Annotated in this window: 16 protein-coding genes; 7 read left to right on the top strand and 9 right to left on the bottom strand. The window is 66.7% G+C overall.

What is annotated here, in order from left to right; all coding sequences use genetic code 11:
* Positions 1-103: 103 nt before the first annotated feature.
* Positions 104-1,609: a DASS family sodium-coupled anion symporter gene (locus GON04_RS20035; protein WP_157400793.1), complete on the bottom strand. Its 1,506-nt coding sequence runs from the start codon at positions 1,607-1,609 to the stop codon at positions 104-106.
* A 378-nt stretch (positions 1,610-1,987) separates the two neighbouring features.
* Positions 1,988-4,774, bottom strand: coding sequence for a cation-translocating P-type ATPase (locus GON04_RS20040; RefSeq protein WP_157399767.1), 2,787 nt, complete (start codon positions 4,772-4,774; stop codon positions 1,988-1,990).
* Positions 4,775-5,376: 602 nt separating this feature from the next.
* On the opposite strand from GON04_RS20040, the gene GON04_RS20045 reads away from it, so the two are divergent.
* From GON04_RS20045 to GON04_RS20055, 3 genes are all read left to right on the top strand, one after another.
* Positions 5,377-5,742, top strand: coding sequence for a YbaN family protein (locus GON04_RS20045; RefSeq protein ID WP_157399768.1), 366 nt, complete (start codon positions 5,377-5,379; stop codon positions 5,740-5,742).
* 684 nt (positions 5,743-6,426) lie between these two features.
* The gene (locus GON04_RS20050) at positions 6,427-6,840 is read left to right on the top strand and encodes a GreA/GreB family elongation factor (protein ID WP_157399769.1); all 414 of its coding nucleotides are present in this window, start codon (positions 6,427-6,429) and stop codon (positions 6,838-6,840) included.
* A 56-nt stretch (positions 6,841-6,896) separates the two neighbouring features.
* Entirely contained in the window at positions 6,897-7,748 is an 852-nt protein-coding gene (locus GON04_RS20055) for a universal stress protein (protein WP_181653679.1), read from the top strand.
* 178 nt (positions 7,749-7,926) lie between these two features.
* Here GON04_RS20055 and GON04_RS20060 read toward each other — a convergent pair whose 3' ends face one another.
* Complete coding sequence (locus tag GON04_RS20060) at positions 7,927-8,829, bottom strand: LysR family transcriptional regulator (RefSeq protein WP_157399771.1); 903 nt, start codon at positions 8,827-8,829, stop codon at positions 7,927-7,929.
* A 111-nt stretch (positions 8,830-8,940) separates the two neighbouring features.
* On the opposite strand from GON04_RS20060, the gene GON04_RS20065 reads away from it, so the two are divergent.
* Together GON04_RS20065 and GON04_RS20070 are read left to right on the top strand one after the other, a co-directional pair.
* Complete coding sequence (locus GON04_RS20065; RefSeq protein ID WP_157399772.1) at positions 8,941-9,927, top strand: Bug family tripartite tricarboxylate transporter substrate binding protein; 987 nt, start codon at positions 8,941-8,943, stop codon at positions 9,925-9,927.
* Positions 9,924-10,772, top strand: coding sequence for an isocitrate lyase/PEP mutase family protein (locus tag GON04_RS20070; protein WP_157399773.1), 849 nt, complete (start codon positions 9,924-9,926; stop codon positions 10,770-10,772). The genes GON04_RS20065 and GON04_RS20070 overlap by 4 nt, the downstream gene beginning before the upstream one ends.
* Before the next feature lie 56 nt (positions 10,773-10,828).
* Here GON04_RS20070 and GON04_RS20075 read toward each other — a convergent pair whose 3' ends face one another.
* Entirely contained in the window at positions 10,829-12,016 is a 1,188-nt protein-coding gene (locus tag GON04_RS20075) for an AI-2E family transporter (RefSeq protein ID WP_157399774.1), read from the bottom strand.
* Between the two features lie 244 nt (positions 12,017-12,260).
* On the bottom strand, positions 12,261-12,542 hold the full coding sequence (locus tag GON04_RS20080) for a hypothetical protein (protein WP_157399775.1): 282 nt from the start codon (positions 12,540-12,542) through the stop codon (positions 12,261-12,263).
* A 314-nt stretch (positions 12,543-12,856) separates the two neighbouring features.
* Here GON04_RS20080 and GON04_RS20085 point away from each other — a divergent pair, with 314 nt between their 5' ends.
* Positions 12,857-13,282, top strand: coding sequence for a hypothetical protein (locus GON04_RS20085; RefSeq protein WP_157399776.1), 426 nt, complete (start codon positions 12,857-12,859; stop codon positions 13,280-13,282).
* Positions 13,283-13,464: 182 nt separating this feature from the next.
* On the opposite strand, the gene GON04_RS20090 is transcribed toward GON04_RS20085, so the two are convergent.
* The 3 genes from GON04_RS20090 to GON04_RS20100 all read right to left on the bottom strand — a co-directional run bounded on the left by GON04_RS20090 (position 13,465) and on the right by GON04_RS20100 (position 15,607).
* Positions 13,465-14,166, bottom strand: a complete 702-nt coding sequence (locus tag GON04_RS20090; protein ID WP_157399777.1) for a type 1 glutamine amidotransferase domain-containing protein — start codon at positions 14,164-14,166, stop codon at positions 13,465-13,467.
* 297 nt (positions 14,167-14,463) lie between these two features.
* Positions 14,464-15,075 (bottom strand): DedA family protein, encoded by a 612-nt coding sequence (locus tag GON04_RS20095; RefSeq protein WP_157399778.1) that lies wholly within the window; start codon positions 15,073-15,075, stop codon positions 14,464-14,466.
* A 187-nt stretch (positions 15,076-15,262) separates the two neighbouring features.
* Complete coding sequence (locus GON04_RS20100; protein ID WP_157399779.1) at positions 15,263-15,607, bottom strand: hypothetical protein; 345 nt, start codon at positions 15,605-15,607, stop codon at positions 15,263-15,265.
* Between the two features lie 563 nt (positions 15,608-16,170).
* Here GON04_RS20100 and GON04_RS20105 point away from each other — a divergent pair.
* Positions 16,171-16,452 carry a hypothetical protein gene (locus GON04_RS20105; RefSeq protein WP_157399780.1) on the top strand — a complete coding sequence of 94 codons (282 nt, stop codon included), beginning with the start codon at positions 16,171-16,173 and terminating at the stop codon, positions 16,450-16,452.
* 684 nt (positions 16,453-17,136) lie between these two features.
* On the opposite strand, the gene GON04_RS20110 is transcribed toward GON04_RS20105, so the two are convergent.
* Positions 17,137-18,327, bottom strand: coding sequence for a PQQ-dependent sugar dehydrogenase (locus GON04_RS20110; RefSeq protein ID WP_157399781.1), 1,191 nt, complete (start codon positions 18,325-18,327; stop codon positions 17,137-17,139).
* Between the last annotated feature and the right edge of the window lie 8 nt (positions 18,328-18,335).

Here is an 18,335-nt window from a genome sequence, read left to right on the forward strand (position 1 = left end):
CCATAGCAGCCGTCGCACAGTGACGGTATCCACGCCGAACCCCCATAGGTCCCTCATATGTGCGCTGGTTACGCATGCGAAGAGCTCGTGGCACCCGGTCCGTTCACCAGTAACCCAGCACTTTCCACCAGGCGACTCCGACCACGGCATAGATGATCAGCTCGACCACGCTCATCACGAAGCCCACGCGCCACCAGTTGCCCAGCGTGACATAGCCACTGCCGAAGACGATAGGCGAGGTCCCGGTCGCATAGTGCGTCAGCGTCATCATGATGGTCGAACTGGCCACCATCATGAGCATGAAGGGCGCCAGGTACTCGGGTGGAATCAGCTGGGCACCGACCGTCACAAAAGCGAGGAACATGGCGCTGATGTGCGCCGTCGTGCTGGCGAACAGGTAGTGCGAATAGACCAAGGCCAGCGCCAGCACCGCGGCGATGGCGCCCCAGCCCATTCCGCTCGCGACGATCATGTCCTTCATGCCTTCGGAGAACCACTTGATGACCCCGAGCTTGTTCAGCTGTTCGGCCAGCATCACCAGGGCGCCGAACCAGATCAGCGTATCCCAGGCGCTCTTTTCCGACAGCACGTCGTCCCAGTCGATCGTGCCGGTGATGATCAGGATGAACAAGCCGACGAAGGCGACCACCGTTGGATCCAGTGTCAACGCATTCCCGAAGATCATCGCCGGTACGTTGGCCCACAGCAGCAGCAGCAGCGCGAACGTCCCGATCATGACTTTCTCCTTCGGGGACACCGGGCCCATGCGCTCCAGTGCGCTGCGCGCATAGCCTATCGCATCTGGCGTCGCCTTTAACTGCGGCGGGGACAGCAAGTAGATGAGCGCAGGCATCAGGAGCATGCACAGGAGCCCGGGCACCAGCATGCACAGCGCCCAGTCCGTCCACGACAGTTGCAGCTTCATGTTGGTGGCCTTGGCCACGTAGTCCACGACCAGGGGATTCGGCGCGGTGGCGGTGATGAACATCCCGGACGAGATCGTGTTGGCGTGGTAGTTGACCAGCGCCAAGTAGGTGCCGACCTTGCCCTCGGTGCCCGTCTCCGGATCCGACTGGAAGGAACTGGAGATGGATTTCATGATCGGGTGCACGATGCCGCCGCCCCGCGCGGTGTTGCTCGGCGTGAACGGGGCCAGCAGCAGGTCGCAGATGGCCAGGCCGTAACCGATGCCGATGGTGCGCTTGCCCAGCATCGAGATGAAGATCAGGCCTAGGCGACTGCCCAGGCCGGTCTTCTTCAGCCCGCGCGAGATCAGCACCGCGGCGACGATCAGCCAGATGAGCGGACTGTCGAAACTGCTGAGCGCATCGGCGACCGCGTCCTTGGAAGAATTCGACGTCACCTGCGCCAGCGAGACGATCACGATGGCCATCAAGGCCATCACCCCGATGGGCATCACCTTCAGGATGATCGCCACGATCGTGGTCAGGAAGATCGCGACCAGCGTCCAGGCGTTGGGCTTGAGTCCCTCCGGCGTGGGCACCAGCAGCAGGATGACCAGTACTGCCGTCGTGACCAGCGCCGGCACCAGCCGGAAGGGCACCGCCTCTTCGAAGTAGCGGAGCATGGCAATCAGTTTGGCTAGCATCGTGCGACTCCCTTCGGAACTGGCGCCATCGGTTCGATGGACATGCGGCGAGGATCGCCCGCGGCGGTGGAAGAAATGCAGGGCACTGGCACCACTCCTTCGCATCCCCGATCGCAGGGCCTCCCGCTCCCACACGACCGCCACCCCGATCTTGGCCCGCGTCGGTCTCCTGCGCTCGGACTGCCACGTGTCCAAGCCTAAGACGGCGGCATGTGTTGGCCCATGGGACCTTGGGTCAATAGCTCGGCTGGGAACCCGGATTGAGCCAGCGCAAAGTGCGGCGCCGCCGGCGCGGGTCTCGCGCGTGTCGCCGTCGATCCTCACGGAGCTTGTGCGTCGCCACTCAGGCCCGTCCAGAGTCCATGAAGTCGGGCAGCCTCACTTGCGCGTGGCTTGCAACACCCGCTTGCGTAGCTCGCTTTCCCACAGGACGACGCTGGCCAACGCGACGCAGGTCAGCCACTGATCGGCCGTGAGCGCCACGGTGCCGAAGGCGATGTTGAGAAAATCTACATGGACGACGGCGACCTGCAGCAGCACTGACAGGCCCACCGTGCACCAGAGCCAGGGGTTCACAAACAGATGCTCGAAGGCGCTTGTCGTCTCCGAACGGGCCGCGAAGCAGTTGAAGAGCTGCGCCAGCACGAGCACGGTGAACGCCGCGGTGCGCGCGTTGTCGAGATCGCGGGTGCCTTCGATCAGGCCACCGGGCAGGTATAGGTCGAGCGCCAGCAGCGTGACGGAGGCCATCACCACCCCGGCGATCATCACCTCAGCCCACATGCGGGTATCGATGATCCGGTCGGTCAGGCGACGCGGCTGACGCGCCATGACGTCATGGGTCGGCGGATCGATGCCCATTGCGAGCGCAGGCCCGGAGTCGGTGATGAGGTTGATCCACAGGATCTGCGTGGCGAGCAGCGGAAGGACGACCGCATCCGCGCTGGCATCAGCCAAGCCGATCGAGCCGGCGAGCACCACCCCGAGGAACACGGTCAGCACCTCGCCCATGTTCGACGAGAGCAAGTAACGCAGGAACTTGCGGATGTTGTCGAAGATGACGCGCCCTTCGCGCACCGCATCGACGATCGTTGCGAAGTTGTCGTCGGCGAGGATCATCCTCGCCGCCTGCTTGGTGACCTCAGTGCCCGTGACGCCCATCGCGACACCTATGTCGGCCGACTTCAGCGCCGGCGCGTCGTTCACGCCGTCGCCGGTCATTGCAACGACGTGCCCGTCGGCCTGCAGCGCATCCACGATGCGCAGCTTGTGCTGGGGCGCGACGCGCGCGTAGACCGACGTAGAGCGCACGGCCTGCGCGAAGCCCTTGTCATCCAACTTGTCGAGCTCCAGCCCGGTGAGCGCCTGCGCCCCCGGCTCGACGATACCGAGGTCCGATGCGATGCGCGCGGCGGTGCGCGGATGATCCCCCGTGATCATGATCACCCGCAGTCCCGCACGACGCGCCTCCCGGATCGCAACGGCGGCCTCTTCGCGAGGAGGATCGATGATGCCCACCGTGCCGGCAAAGATGAGGTCGCGCTCCAGCGCCGCGTCGTCTCCGCCGTCCTCGCCCGGCTTGAGCGGCCGATAGGCGACGGCCAGCGTACGCAATGCCGCATCTGAGAGCCTGTCTACGCCGGCCAGGATTCGATCGCGCCACAAATCGTCCATGGCGATCACGTCCATGCCGCTCCTCACCCGCGAGCAGCGACCGAGCAGGACGTCGGGTGCCCCCTTGCTGATGAGCACCAGCGCGTCGCCGTGCTCGTGGTCCACCTCGATCGTGGACATCATCTTGCGTTCGGAGGTGAAAGGAATTTCGCGGACCCGGTCAAAACGCCGCGCTCGCCGCGCGGACACGCCGAGCTTGCGCTCCGCAACCAGGAACGCCGCCTCCGTCGGATCGCCCTGGATCTCCCAGATCCTCGCATCCGTCTGCCGCAGGTCGGCGTTGCCAGCCAGGCTGCCGCCGCTGAGCACCACGATCATCTCGGCCAGTGCGCGCTCGTCATCGCCGTGCTCGTGCTCGACCCGGCCCTGCGGCGTGTAGCCCACTCCGCTCACGCGAGCGCCGCCCGACGCGGTCATCACGCGCTCGATGGTCATTTCTGACCGGGTCAGGGTGCCCGTCTTGTCCGAGCAGATCACCGAAGCCGATCCCAGGGTCTCCACTGACGAGAGGTCCTTCACAATGGCCTTGCGCCCGGCCATGCGCTGCACGCCCAGTGCCAGCACGACCGACAGGATCGCGGGCAGGCCTTCGGGAACGGCCGCCACCGCGAGCGACACTCCTAGCAGCAGCACGGTGATGAGGGAGGCGCCGCGAACGCCGGAGACGAGCACGATGGTGGCCATCACCACGAGTGCGATCACCACAACGGCGACCCCGAGCATGCGCCCGACGCGCGCCACCTCGTCCTGCAGCGGCGTGCGCTCCTCTTCGGTCGCCTCGAGCAGGTGGGCGATCTGGCCCATTTCGCTCTGCATCCCCGTCGCGGTGACGACCGCGCGGCCGGTGCCCTGCACGATGGCTGTTCCCCCGAACACCATGTCGAGCCGGTCCCCGAGCGCGGCCGGGGCGGATAGGGTGGACGCATCTTTGAGTACGGCCATGCTTTCGCCGGTCAGCGAGGCTTCTTGCACACGCAGGGACGCGACCTGGACCAAGCGCGCATCGGCGCCCACCGCGTCGCCTTCCCCGAGAACCAGCAGGTCCCCCCGGACGATCTGTGCGCTGGGTATGCGGTGCAGTTGGCCATCGCGCATCACTGCGGAGGTCACCGCGGTCATCCGGGCGAGCGCGGCCACCGCACTCTGGGCCTTGGCTTCCTGCAAGTAGCCGAGCGTCGCGTTCACGACCACGACCATCGCGATGACGATGGAGTCCACTGGGGCGTGGACGCGTCCCTCGATCCACCAGGCGACAAGCGAGACTCCAATCGCGGCCAGCAGCAGGTACACCAGCGGGTTCTGGAAATGCGCCAGGATCCGCTGCCAGGTCGGCACAGCCGGCGCGGCACGGAGTTCGTTGGGGCCGTCAGCGGCTAGTCGGCGGGCGGCCTCACTGGCACTGAGTCCCTGCTCCACGTCGGTGTCGAGCGCGCAGATCACCGCGGCGATCTCCGCCGTAGAAGGATCCTGGAGAGAGATTCCTGGATTCATGCCCGTCAGGAGGAGGGACAACGCTCACGGAGCGACGGGGCGGTCTCGCTCAGTCGGGGTCGAAGACCTTGAGCGGCCGGCCAACAACCTCGGTGCGCAACAGCGGGCGCGCGGAGGGCGGTGGTTCTGTCTGGTCGTCATGCGCGTTGTCTCTGCCACAAACCGCTACCCTCCGCATGTTCGCGCAGCCGCGCGCGGCACACCATGGGACGTTGGGTCAATGACGGCTCAGCGGCCGGCGATCGAGCTTGTGGCCTGCTCGCCTGGAGGCTGTGAATGGGTGTCGCCAACTCCAGGACCCAAGGCTACGAATCGCGCTGTCTGGCGCAGGCGAAGGCAACCGGCCGGCATTGCGCCTGTCTCCCCCGCCAAAAATCACCATCGAGGCGGCGGGCTTAGGGACAAACCCGCAATCAGACCACCTCCACCCGAGAGTCCGACGCTCTCCACCCGTCACGCCTTGATTGTGTCCATCACTGGTCCTGCTAAGTTCAACTCTGACCAAACCAGGGGGGCGGCTGCTCATGGCCGGAAGCAGCCCCCGGTTCACACTTCGGCAAGGGGGTCGACCGGATCGGCCGTCGCGGCACAATCCGCGGGCCATGCGTCAAGGCAAACAGCTGTTGCTGAAAGTGGTTGCCGTCACCTGCCTCGTGCTGGGCGTGATCGGCGTGTTCGTGCCCGTTATGCCCACGGTGCCCTTCATCCTGGCCGCAGCTTGGGCTGCGTCCCGCAGTTCGCCGAGGCTGAATGCCTGGCTGGAAGGACACCAGCGGTACGGACCGATGATCCGGAACTGGCGTGAAGGCGGCATAGTGGGCCGCTCCGCGAAATGGGCTGCGACGACGACGATGCTCGTCAGTGTCCTGTTCATCCTGATTGCCGTCCCCAACCGTTGGATCGCCGGGCTGTCCGGCGCCTGCATGGGATGCGTGCTGCTTTGGCTGTGGCGGCGGCCCGAACGTTGAGGACGGTCAGTCGGCGACGTCTCGCCAAGTGGAGGCCAGGGGCTACACGACCAAGGAACCGAAGCGGTCCATCTGATGGACGGCCGCTTGGCCGCCAGCGGAAGTCGTGAAGTCAGAGCTCCTCCTTCGTGAAGCCTGGGCCAAGCTCCACGTCCGCTCCCGCCCAATAGCTGCCACCGAAGGACGTTCCACGACGCTCCCTACTGCAACCAGGTGACGGCGAAGTGAGCAAGTCCCCAAAGACCGCATTCCAACGCAACGAGCAACGTCAGGTAGACAACGATGAGCGCCAATGGCGTGACACCCTCGAAATCATGGCCACCTCCGCGTTTGTTCCGCACCAGCGGGGGAGCACCGTTGTTGCGAATTGGTGGCCAACTCGCTGGCCTGAGCCAGCGGCGGCGAACGGGCGCGCATGCATTCTGGCAACACTTGCGGGGGCATTGCCGCGCAGCTGTGACGGACCGCCCCTGCTGGCCTAGACTCCTCACCATGAACCGCCCGCTGATTCCGACGCCACCGTTGCCGCACACCCTGCGGCGCGGTCGTGCGCTCGCACATTCCTGAGCCCGGCGGTTCACCCTTCCCCTCTCGCGCAATTCCAACCGCCGGGCCTCGCAAGCGCAACGTCCCCGCATGCGCGTGCCCTGCGCACGCCGTGCCTTGTTTGCCAAGGAGCCCTGCATGGCCGCCGTTTTCGCGCCCGAGCGCATCCTTACCCAGATCGACTATGTCCGCATCACGCGGCTCCTGAATGCCGAGCGCGCCGCCGGCAGCGCGGACGCGCTCGACGAACTGCTCGCACTTAGCGAGCTGGTCGCTTCGCCCGCAGTCCGCCCCGACGTCGTGACGATGTACAGCCAGGTCGTCGTCTCCGACGAAGCGAGCAGCACGCGCAGGATGATTTGCCTGTGCTATCCCGCCGACGCGGATCCGCCGGCAGGATTCATCTCCGTCCTGGCGCCCATGGGCACCGCGCTCCTGGGCCTGCGCATCGGTGACGTCGCGCGATGGACCGGACCTGGCGGCGAGTCGCATGCCGTCCGCATCGTCGAGATGCTGTTCCAGCCGGAAGCCTCCGGCGACTACACCTCGTGAGGACAGCCATGATGCAAGAACGAATCCATGAATGGCATTCGCCGCGCAGCCTGCTGGTGCTGCACGACCTCACGCCGCAAGCCGGCCACGCCGCATGGCGCGCTGGCGTGATCGCCCGCGACCAGGGCGCGGACCTTTGCCTGCTGCATGCGGCGAGCGAGCCCGGCGCCGCTGAGAGCGCACGCATCGCGCTGGAGCGTGTCGCCGGCGGCCTCGCCGCACGCCTGGGCGTGCAAGCCGAGGTGCGGGTGGTCCATGGCGATCCCGTGCGCGCCGTTATGCAGGCGGCGGGGAGCGCGGACCTGGTGGTGCTGGCCGCCCGGCGCTCCAACGTCCTGCGCGAGTGGTTGTTCGGCACGCCGGCCGAGCGCCTGATCCGCCTGTGCGGCCGTCCGCTGCTGGTCGTGAAGAGGCCGGCCATCGCGGGTTACCGGCGCGTGCTGGTGCCGGTCGACTTCGGGCCCGCTGCCGCGCCCGCCATCGCGGCCGCCGCCAGCTTGTCGCGCTCCACGGCGATCGAGGTGTTTCATTCGGTGGCCGTGCGGGATGAAGTGACGATGCGCACGGCCGACGTGCCGGAGGCAGCTGTCCGTGAGGACCGGCAGCGCAACGCCGACCACGCCCGGGCTCGGATCCGCGAGCTGATCGGGACGGTGTCCGGGGCGAGGTCGTCGGCCATCCCGTCGCTCGCGTTCGGCCATGCCTCCAGCATGGTGTTGGCCAAGGAGCAGGCGATGCGTGCCGACCTCGTGGTCATCGGCAAGCGGCGGCGCGGCCTGCTCGCCGACTTTTTCCTCGGCAGCGTGACACAGCGCGTCCTGGGTGCCGGGTCAGCCGATGTGCTGGTGCTGCCGGCAGCACGGAAGGAACCCGGGCCGGTCCAGCGCTTCAGGAATCTGCTGGCCTGAGAACGGTGGCAGGCCCCGCCTACACATGGCACTCATGTCGCCCTGGTGGCTGGTTGCCGCCCCCTTCCGAGCCAGACAAGCTCATGGCGTCGCGCACCTTGTCCTCGAAGATGCGCAAGCTCCGCTCATGGCGGCGGAACGCCAGGCCGTCCACCAAGGACCCTTCCGCCCGAAGCCCCTAGGGTCTCGCCAGCGCGTCGCTGATGCAGCCACGGAGCCAGCGCAGCCCCTCGTCCTGGTCGGTGCGTTGCGACCAGGCCATCTGCGTGCGGAACGGCGGCAGCTCGACCGGTGGCGTCGCGACATGCAAGGTGGCCGCGACACCGGGTCTTCGCAGCAGGCTCTCGGGTCCGGTGTAGACCATGCGCGATCCGGCCAGCAGCGCTGGCGCGGTCGCGAAGTGGGGCACCGTCAGGACGATGCGACGCGCCTGGCCACGCACGGCCAACGCCTCGTCGATCAAGCCCAGGGCGTCGCCTTGCACCAGCACGTTCAGGTGCTCCGCGGCCAGGAAGGCCTCCACGGTCCGCGGCGGCCGGATGCCGGAGTCGCGTGCGACGGCGCAGAGGTAGCGCTCCTCCAGCAGCGGCTGGCTTTGCAGGTCGGCCGTGAGCGTATTGAAGATGCCCAGTGCGAGATCGAGCTGGCCCGAGCGCAACATGGCCGGTGCATCGGCCCGGCCGGCATGCAGGACGCGCAGCCGCAGCGACGGTGCCTCCTGCCGGATGCGCGGCAGGACCCGGGGCAGCACCAGCATGGCGGCATGGTCCGACGCGCCGATGTGCACGCTGCGCTCGGAGGTCGCCGGATCGAAGCGGCCGCCGTGCGACAGCAGGCGGCCCACTTGCGCCAGGATGGACCGCACCTCGGGCAGGGCCGCCAGCGCGACGGGCGTCGCTTCCATCGCGCGGCCCTGCCGCACCAGGATCGGATCGCCGAACGCCTCGCGCAGCCGGCCCAGCGCGTGCGACAGGGCCGGCTGGCTCAGGTGCAGCCGGCGCGCCGCGCGCGAGACGCTGGCTTCGGCCACGATGGCCTCGAAGACGACAAGCAGGTTCAGGTCGATGCGGCGCAAGCTCATGGGGCGAGATCATCCATCCATCGCGTGCATGGCCGGTGCATCGGAAACCAGCATTTCCCAACCGCGGCGGGCGCCGCTAAGGTGGTGGACGTCCAGACACGAGGAGACACGATGACGATATTCACCGGCGCGGGCAATGCCCGCCGCCGCCTGCTGATGGCCGGAGCCCTGCTGGCCACCGGCGTCGCCCACGCGCAAGCCCCGGCCGCGCGCCCGATCAAGCTGGTCGTTCCGTTCGCGGCGGGCGGTTCCACCGACGCCATCGCGCGCCTGGTCGGCCAGAAGCTCGGGGAAGGCCTCGGGCAGCCTGTCGTGGTGGAGAACCGGCCCGGCGCCGCCGGGGCCATCGCCAGCGAACAGGTCGCCAAGGCGCCCGGCGACGGCCTCACGCTGCTGCTGGCGACCACCAGCACGCATTCCATCCTGCCGGTGGCCAACCCGAAGCTGGCGTACGACGCGGTTGCGGACTTCGCGCCGGTTGGCCTGGTGGCACGGGCGCCCAACGTCCTGGTGGCCAGCCCGAAGTCCGGGGCCGCGACGATGAAGGACCTGGTGCAACTGGCGAAGTCCAAGCCGGGCGCGCTGAGCTTCGCCTCCAGCGGCAACGGCACCATCACGCACCTGGTGGCCGAGGCGTTCAACGCCGCCGCCGGCATCCAGGCCGTGCATATCCCGTACAAGACCGGCGTGCAGGCGCTGGCGGACGTGGTGTCGGGGCAGGTCGACTACCAGTTCGACTCGATCGTCTGGACCCTGCCGCAGGTGCGGGCCGGCAAGATCCGCGGGCTGGCGGTCACGGGCATCAAGCGCTCGGCGCTCGCGCCCGACCTGCCGACCGTCGCCGAGTCGGGCCTGGCCGGCTTCGAAGGCGTGACCTGGTTCGCGCTGGTCGCCCCCGCGACCACGCCCAGGGACGTGGTCGCCCGCCTCAATGGCGAACTGAACAAGGCGCTGCAGTCGACCGACGTGCAGGACAAGCTGGCCGCCCAGGGCGCCGAGCCGGCACCCGGCACCCCCGACGACCTGGCTCGCGTGATGCGAGAGGACCGCGTCCGGTGGGGCAAGGTGGCGCGCGACGCAGGAGTGAAATTCGAATGAACCGTTTCCGTGAACTGGTCGCCTCCGAGCGACCCCTGGTGCTGCCCGGTGCGCATGACGCGCTGTCGGCGCTTCTCATCCGGCAGACGGGATTCAAGGCCTTCTTCATCGGTGGCTTCCCGGTCGCGGGCGTGCGCCACGGCCTTCCCGACCTGGGCCTGCTGGGCCTGCGCGAATTCGCCGATGCCTACCGCGACATCCTGGCGGTCACGGACCTGCCGGCGCTGGTGGACGCCGACAACGGCTACGGCGACGTGAAGAACGTCGTGCACACGGTGCGTACGCTGGAAGCGCTCGGCGCCCAGGCGCTGTTCTTCGAGGACCAGGTCAGTCCCAAGCGTTGCGGCCACATCGCGGGCAAGGCCATCGTGCCGGCGCAGGAGATGGCGGCCAAGATCCGCGCGGCGGCGTCCGAGCGCAGCAATCCCGACACCTTCCTGATCGCCCGCACCGACGCGCGCGAGGTGGTCGGCCTGGACGAGGCGCTGCGCCGCGGCGAGCAGTACCTGCGCGCCGGCGCGGACGGCCTGTTCATCGAGTCGCCGATGAGCGTGGAGGAGATGGCCCGCATCGGCCGGGAGTTCGACGTCCCGTTGCTGGCCAACATGCTCGAGGGCGGCCGCACGCCCATCCTGCGGCCGGCGCAGCTCGAGGAGCTGGGCTTCCGCATCGTGATCTACGGTATCTCGCTGCTGATGCGGGCCACCGCCTCCATGCGCGAGACGCTGGCCGACATCGCGTCTGGCGAGTTGCGGCTGAGCGGCACGGGGGTCAGTTTCGACGACTACAAGCGCATCGTCGGGATCGACGAATGGACGCGGATCGAAGACAGCTACAAAGCGTAGCCGGTCGTGCAGTGCCTCGGCATCGGGGCTGCTGGTCGGCAAGAGGGAACGACTGCTCAATCGCCCAGCAACTCGCCCAGTGGTTTCAAGTTGTCGACACGGTCGCACACCGCCTTGATGATCATCATCACTGGCACGCCCAACAGCAGGCCCCACACTCCCCAGAGCCAAGCCCAGAACAGCACGCCTACAAACACCGATACAGCGTTGATGCTGCTTGCGGCGCTAGTCAGCCAGGGGACTATGAGGTTACCCGTCATGGTGTGGATGACGAGTGAGGCGCCCACTACCATGGTCGGCAGTTCGGCATCGCCGGTCTGCAGGAAAGCCGCGGCTCCGCTGCAGACGGCAATGAGGATGGAGCCCAAGTAGGGAACCAGATTCAGGAGGCCGGCTGCCACCCCCCAAGCGGCGGCGTGCGTCAGTCCGATCCAGGCGAACGCCGCACCGGAGACGATGCCAACGCCGAGGCTGGTGAGCAACTGCACCAGCAGGTAGCGTTGGATCTGGACGTTGATCTCGTCGAGCGCTTGTACGGTGAGCTTCTTCTGCGCCAGCCCCGGCCCAGTGATCTTGACAAGCTTGCGCCGGAAGCTGTCGCCGGACACCAGCAGGAAGTAGGTGAGGAAGGTCACCAGCACCATCTGGCCCACGGCGGTGGTCAGCCCCATGGCACCGCTCCATAGGTGCTCACGGATGTCGAACTGAGGCTTCTCGACGCGCACGCGCTGAACGCCGCTCGGCGCCCTCGAAGTGCTACGCCCGGCGGCGTCCTCCACCACCTGCGCCAGCTCGTCCGCAGCACGTTGCACCGGCTGCAGCGCCCCGTGACTCTGGCCCAACTTCTCGTTCAGCAATTGCCGCAGGCGCTGCGCCGCGACAGGCAGTGAGTTGATGATGGTGTTGGCGTCATCCGCGAGCCACCAAGCGGCACCGCCGCCGCTAACGAGCATGCCAATGACGAGCAGGGCGGCGCCCGCGGCGCGCGGAATGCGAAGTCGGGCCATCGCATCCACGATCGGCGACAGCGCGTAGTAGAAGACGAAGCTCACCAACAAGGGAATGAAGAAGGCACTGGCCCACTTCAGCATTGCCATGGCCGCAACGGTGGCCAGGATGGCGACACCAACCCTGCGCACGTCTGTGGTCGCGTGCAGCACCGTGTGCGGCGGCTCCCTCGGATCGAGCGTCTCAGGACGCGGGACCGCGAGGAGAGCCTGATCCACCTGCCGCTCTTCGATCATCAACGCCCTCGTGAGCGCACGCCAGCGTGCGAGACCGCTAAAGTATGGGCGCATCCAGAGGCGGGCGCCTGACCTACCACTGACCCGGCCAGCTCATCGCAGAACGGTCCACCCCGGCGTGCCAGCCCGTGCACAGCTTGCGATCAACGCGTGCGCGACGAGAGGTCGCGCACGCCTTCCGCCTCGAGCGGCGCAAGGACATGCATCGCAGCGCACCCAGCACGTTCTGGAGTGCCGCGGACCGTCAGGACTTGTTGGCCGGTGCCGCGGGCGCGGCCTGTTGCGGCTGCTGCGACTGTTGGGTCTTCTGCGCCGCCTGGTCGGCCTGCTGCGCCTCGTCCTTCTTCTTGGCGTGATGGGCACCCACGGCGCAGCCGGCTGCAGCGCCGACGGCTCCGTGGTTGCCGGCCACATGGCCGGCCACGCCCCCGACGGCGGCACCCTTCAGGCAGCCCTTGGCCTGGGCCATCGGTGAGGCGGCGACGAAAGCCAGCACCGAAGCGGCGACGAGGATGTTCTTGCGCATGGAGTCACTCCACATTGTTTGGATGCGCCCATGCTGGCATCGGCCCGCACCCGACCATGTGCGCGGGCAGCGGCGCTGCAGGTAGGAAACCTGGGAGCGCGCGGCCGGCGATCGACCGACGTTGGCTGACTGGAACCCGACTCGCGTGCAGGGCCGCCCCGCATCGGGACGGAGAAAGGCATCACGGGCGGCTTCTGCACGCCCGCGTAGCTGAAGCTGGCACCTTCTGCTGGAGCGCAATAGCCTTGCGTGGCCTTGATTGAGGCCCGGGGGCGGTCTACTGCACGGAGCAGGCAACAAAAGGAGAATGGACTATGGACCTGCGTCAAAACCCCGCCATCACCTTTCTTGCCGTCTTCACCTCGGAGCTGCGCAATGCACTCTCCCCCCTGACAGAGGAGCATTTCGTGGCGGAATTGAGCAGCCGCCACGATGCGTACGTCATGTACACCGAGGTACGGCTGAGCCCTAGGGAGGGCGGTGACTTTCGCATCGCTCGCTTCAAGCTCGAGGGACTTGAATTCGAGGTCAATCTCATTCAGGACCACCCGACGCCCGAAATCGCCAAGGTCTTCGGACTGAAGGTGTCTGTGCTGACGGAAGAATCGCAGATCGCCGATACGGCTCAGGAATGCGCAAAGCTGGCCTTCAGCTGGCTTGCGTACGCCACTGTCCCGGAAGCGGACGAGCTCAAGGCCAAGATCGCCCTTGCGGGCCTCGCCCCAAGCGACCTGCAGTAATGATTGCGCCCAGCCTCCTTCTTGCACCGCCCGGGGGCGAGCGCATGGGCGGCGCGGAACCCTGCGTCGCCCCCTTCGCCGCCGGACGGCAAGGGCCGGACGCTGGTGCAGGGCGCGCACCGTTGAAAGCGCGCCGGGTCGACTGTTCTACGGCCTAGGAGCTGCTGCAGGCCGTGGCGCGCCTACCGTGCGGCGTCCGCCGAGGTCGCTTGCAGGACCTGCAACAGCGCCTGGGCGCCCGCCCCCGACGAGGCCGGGTTCTGGCCGGTGACTAGCAGCCCGTCGGTGACAACATAGGACTGCCAGTCGCTGCCCTTGCTGTAGAGGGCGCCTTCGGCCTTGAGCATGTCCTCCACCAGGAACGGCACCACCTTGGTCAGGCCGACGGCCGCCTCCTCGCTGTTGGAGAAGCCCGTCACGCGCTTGCCCCTCACCAGCGGTGCGCCGTCGGGCGTCTTGACATCGCGCAGGACGCCGGGCGCATGGCACACCGCCGCCACCGGCTTGCCGGCAGCCAGCGTAGCCTCGATCAGGGCGGCGGAATCGCGGCTTTCGGCCAGGTCCCACAGCGGGCCGTGGCCGCCCGGGTAGAACACCGCGTCAAAGTCATCGGCGCGCATCGACGCGAGCGTGCGGGTGGAGGCCAGGGCCTGCATCGCCGCTTTGTCGGCGCGGAAACGCCGGGTCGCGTCGGTCTGGGCATCGGGTTCATCGCTCTTGGGGTCGAGCGGAGGCTGGCCGCCCAGCGGCGAGGCGAGCGTGATGTCGGCGTCGGCATCCTGGAACACGTAATAGGGCGCGGCCAACTCCTCGAGCCAGAAGCCGGTCTTCTTTCCGGTGTCGCCGAGCCGGTCGTGCGACGTGAGAACCATCAGGATCTTCATGAGGGGGCCTCGCGATGTAGTGGAGTTGCAGAGCTCGGGATGTCCGCACGGCGGCGGCCGCGGGAGGTCACGGATCGAAGCACAGGGTAAGCGATGCGCCACGGCCGAGCCCGCGCGGATCGGCCCGCCTCAGCAGAGCGCCCCGAGTGTCTGGCTCCAGTCTTCGATGGGCCTGCACGCTCGCGCTTCTTCTTGCCCCTCACCCTTTCGCAAACGTCGTCGGCGACCTCTGAGCCGGTTCGACTTGCATCGTCTTCGGCAGCCCCGAGCTCCAAGAGCCTCGCCCGCCGCACCGCACTATCGAGAGCGCATGAACTGGATCGCAAGGGGAACAAGCGACAGGATGACGATCCCGAGGGTTACCCAGCCGAAGTGCTGCTGGACCCATGGGATGCGACCTGTGAAGGAGCCGAGGCCGATCATGAGCGCTGACCAAAGAACACCACCCAAAGCATTGAAAGCAAGAAAGCGCCGAACCGGCATCTCCGAAAAGCCCGCAACGAAGGGGGCGATGGTCCTGACAACAGGAACGAACCGCCCGATGGTCACAGCGGATCCGCCGAATCGTGCAAAGTAGTCGCGTGTGCGCTTGAGATGGCTCGCACGAATCCATCCCCGGCGAATCACCCACGGTCCGACGGCCGTCCGCGCGACTGTGTAGTTGACTGCGTCGCCTAATACCGCAGCAACAAGGACCGTAGCCCACACAGGCCAAGGTGAGCGGCTCGCAATTGCAGCAGATGCGCCAAGCGCAAACAACAGGGAGTCACCCGGCAGGAACGGAAACACCACGACTCCGGTCTCTAGAAAGATGACCCCCGCAGCAACGATCAAGCCCAAAGTCCAGTTCGATCTCAACAGCTCCTGAACCGCTTGCGGATCGAGGAGAAGTGAGAGTGAGAAGTCCATGCGAACCTAAGTGACCAGGCGGTGTGCGCGGGAAGTCTGCGTAGGCATCCGTCGCTTCATACTCGCGACGAACCGCCACCGCTGGGCTGCGTCGGCACCTGGTCGACGGTGTGGCGGTGCGTCCGAGCCTGATTGACCGCTGGCGTGTCAGCGCCGGTCTCTCCCACGAGTGCCGGCGCCAACGAAGTCAATTGGCCGACTTCTTGGTGGCCTCCGCCTTTTCCTTTTCGACCTTCCTGGACACTTCGGCCTTTTCCTTGTCCGTTTTCGCTTCGGCCATTTCGTGCTTTCCGCGTGCATCGGCTTCGGCCTTTTCATGCGTGGCCTTGGCGTCCTTCAGACAGGTCTCGCGTTCATCGCCCTTCATCGCGCTGCACGACTTCTTGGCCTCCTTGTATTCGGCCTCAGACTGCTTCTTCATGGCCTTGGCGTCCGCCTTCGCCGCGCCGGCATTGGTCGTGGCGGTTGGCGTCTGTGCGGCTGCGATTGTCGAAAAGGCAACAGCAGCGATCATCAAAGGGAACGATTTCATGGCAACTCCAGAGTGAGACAGTCCCTTTCTATGCTCCCCCAGCCTCTAGCCAATGTAGGACGACTGTTGTCCGAGGCGCCGGACGCAGAAGTTCAATGGCGTAGGTGGGCAAGGCAGGGCCGTGACCTATTCGGCAAGCCGGCTCCTAGCCCGCAAATCTCTGCACGGCGACCCCGCACTCTTGGGAGCAGACCGCCAACAAGCGTGCGCGTTCTGTCACCTCAAGTGTCCAGGGTCCCGGCGGCCCAACTGCAGGTACCTCAGCGCCCGACCAGGAATGACGGCCCGTCGAAGGAGTGCCAGCTCCCCTGGATGGCTCCTTCCTGATGAACCTGGTCTGAGAAAGTGTGCCCAGCGCCGGCTGAGCTGCTCAACTTGCCCGCGCTACGGCCTGCTGCCAAACTGCTTGCCAGTCGGACTGGTGTAGTCCGGCAGATTTGCCGGCAAGCCAGGAAGGCACTTACGTGCGTACGAGCGCCAGCAGATTCCGCACGTCCCGGAAACCGGCTTCTGGCGCGATTGACGTCACTTCGGGCGCTGACATGGATTGGTTGAATCGAGGCATGATTTCCGCCGCCAAGGACGCCAGGACACGAGTCCTGGCGCTGTTCTACCTTCTGCACGAGCGATACGATCTCGAGGCGAAGCACGCGGGCCGGAGGTTGTGGATCGATTATTCCGAAAGCGCCGAGATTCGAGCTCTCTTGCAAGAAGTACGCACGACGCTCGAATCGGAAGGTGGATGTCCGGTGGTGGGCTTCGCCTCCGAGGCGCAGATACGGCAGTATCTCGGTGCCGTGATCGAGACCTTTGAGTCGCTACCTGGAGATTCAGCCAACAGCTGAAGTCACCGGCCGTGAGCCCGTGCACTCGGAGGAGCGAAAAGGCGGCGATGCGCGCCCGAGGCGAGACGATCCACGGTGAAAGCGTCGCGCAATCTGATGGAAAGCAGTCATGCGGGCATCCAATGTGTCATCCCAGCCACGCCGGCTCCGGAATTCGCCAGCCTCCCTTGGTGCTGCTCAAGAAATGGGCGATCCGCTGGGACGCGCTCCGTGACTGGGCCTCGCACGGTTGCCAGTCAGTTCTCCACAGGGTTCTCCACGCGCTCTGTGCAGATGCGAGGTCCGGCCTTGTGGTAGGGGTGCAGGCCCCCGGCGCGCGGTTGTTCGTTCAACGCCGCCTGCGCTGGACAGCCCCCTAGCAAGCCCCCCCCCCCGCGAAGAGGGGGCGGGTCATGACACGGCGCAAGTACGCTGGCGGGCTTTGCTCACAGAGGGGTGGCCCGGTAGATGGACGCGCAGTTTCAACGATGGCATGACGCCGAGCGCGTGGTCAGGGAGCTCGAGAAGAGGTCGATGATGGCGCAGGCCCGCGAAGGCGCTGGATCGATGACGATTCCCTTCAGTGTCCTTCGGCAGCAGCTGTTGGACGCACGGGCCGCTGCTGACCGGGCTCTTGAAGACTGCCTCCACCTCGTCAGCCGACAACGGGCAGGCGGCTGAACGCACCGGCCCGCGCGCCCCTCGTTACTGGGCCACGCGGTTGATCCGCAGCACCTGTCCCGCCGCCGTGAGGACGTACAGCTCCTTCTGTCCGTCTTCGCCGAAGGAGAGGACCGTCCCCATGTTCGCGATGGATTGCCGCTGGTCCGTGGCAGCGCCGCCGCTGAACACGAAGCTGCGCAGCCAGCCGCTGCAGAGGTCTGAATAGAAGTACCGTCCCTGCAGCTCGGGGACTGCGCTCCCGCGATAGACGAACCCGCCGATGATGGAACATCCGCCAGCCGGATCGTGCGCGTACTCCAGCACCGGCAAGGTGAAGCCGGTCTTGTCACAGGGATCCGTCCGGAAGCATGACGTCCCTTCGGTGGCATTCCAGCCGTAATTGAGCCCTGCGCTGTCAGCGGCGCTCACATCCACTTCCTCGATGCGGCCCTCTCCGACGTCGCCGATGTAGAGACGGTCGCTGGCCGGATCGAATGCGAAGCGCCAGGGGTTGCGCAGCCCATAGGCCCAGATCTCGGCGCGCCGGCCCGGCAGGCCCACGAATGGATTGGTCGAGGGGATGGTGTAGGGGGTGCCGGCGCTGGCCTGGCGCACGTCGATGCGCAGGAGCTTGCCCAGCAGCGAGTCGAGGTTCTGCGCGTTCCCGGGTGGATCGCCGTTGCCTCCGCCATCGCCGGTCCCGAGGTAGAGGAAGCCATCGGGTCCGAACCTGACCAGCCCGCCCTTGTGATTGGAGAACGCGCGGTGGGGAATCGTCAGGATGCGAAGCGGCGCCGGGTCCGCGACATCGGGATTGGCGGGTGAGACCCGGAAGCGCTCGACCGCGATGTCGCCGCTCGTCTCCGTGAAATAGACATAGAAGAACCCATTGAGGGCATATTGCGGGTCGAACGCCATCGACAGGAGACCGCCTTCGCCTGTGGTGCCGACCCGCGCCGAGATGTCCAGGAAGGGCGTGGCCGATCTCGCGCCTCCCTGCGCGACCACGATGCGGCCAGCACGCTCGACGATGAAGAGACGTGCATCCCCGTCGGGTGCGGTGGCGAAGACGGGCGTACTCAGGCCCGAGACTGCCACCGATGTGGCCAGGGGCAGGGGCTGCGGGGGAAGCGGAGCAGGACCACCACCACCACCACCACCACCACCACCACCACCACCACCACCGCCGCAAGCGGACAGCATCACCATCAGGAGCAGGTGGGTTGGCTTCATGACAATCC

Origin of the sequence: Ramlibacter pinisoli (assembly GCF_009758015.1) — a bacterium.
Taxonomy (GTDB): domain Bacteria; phylum Pseudomonadota; class Gammaproteobacteria; order Burkholderiales; family Burkholderiaceae_C; genus Ramlibacter; species Ramlibacter pinisoli.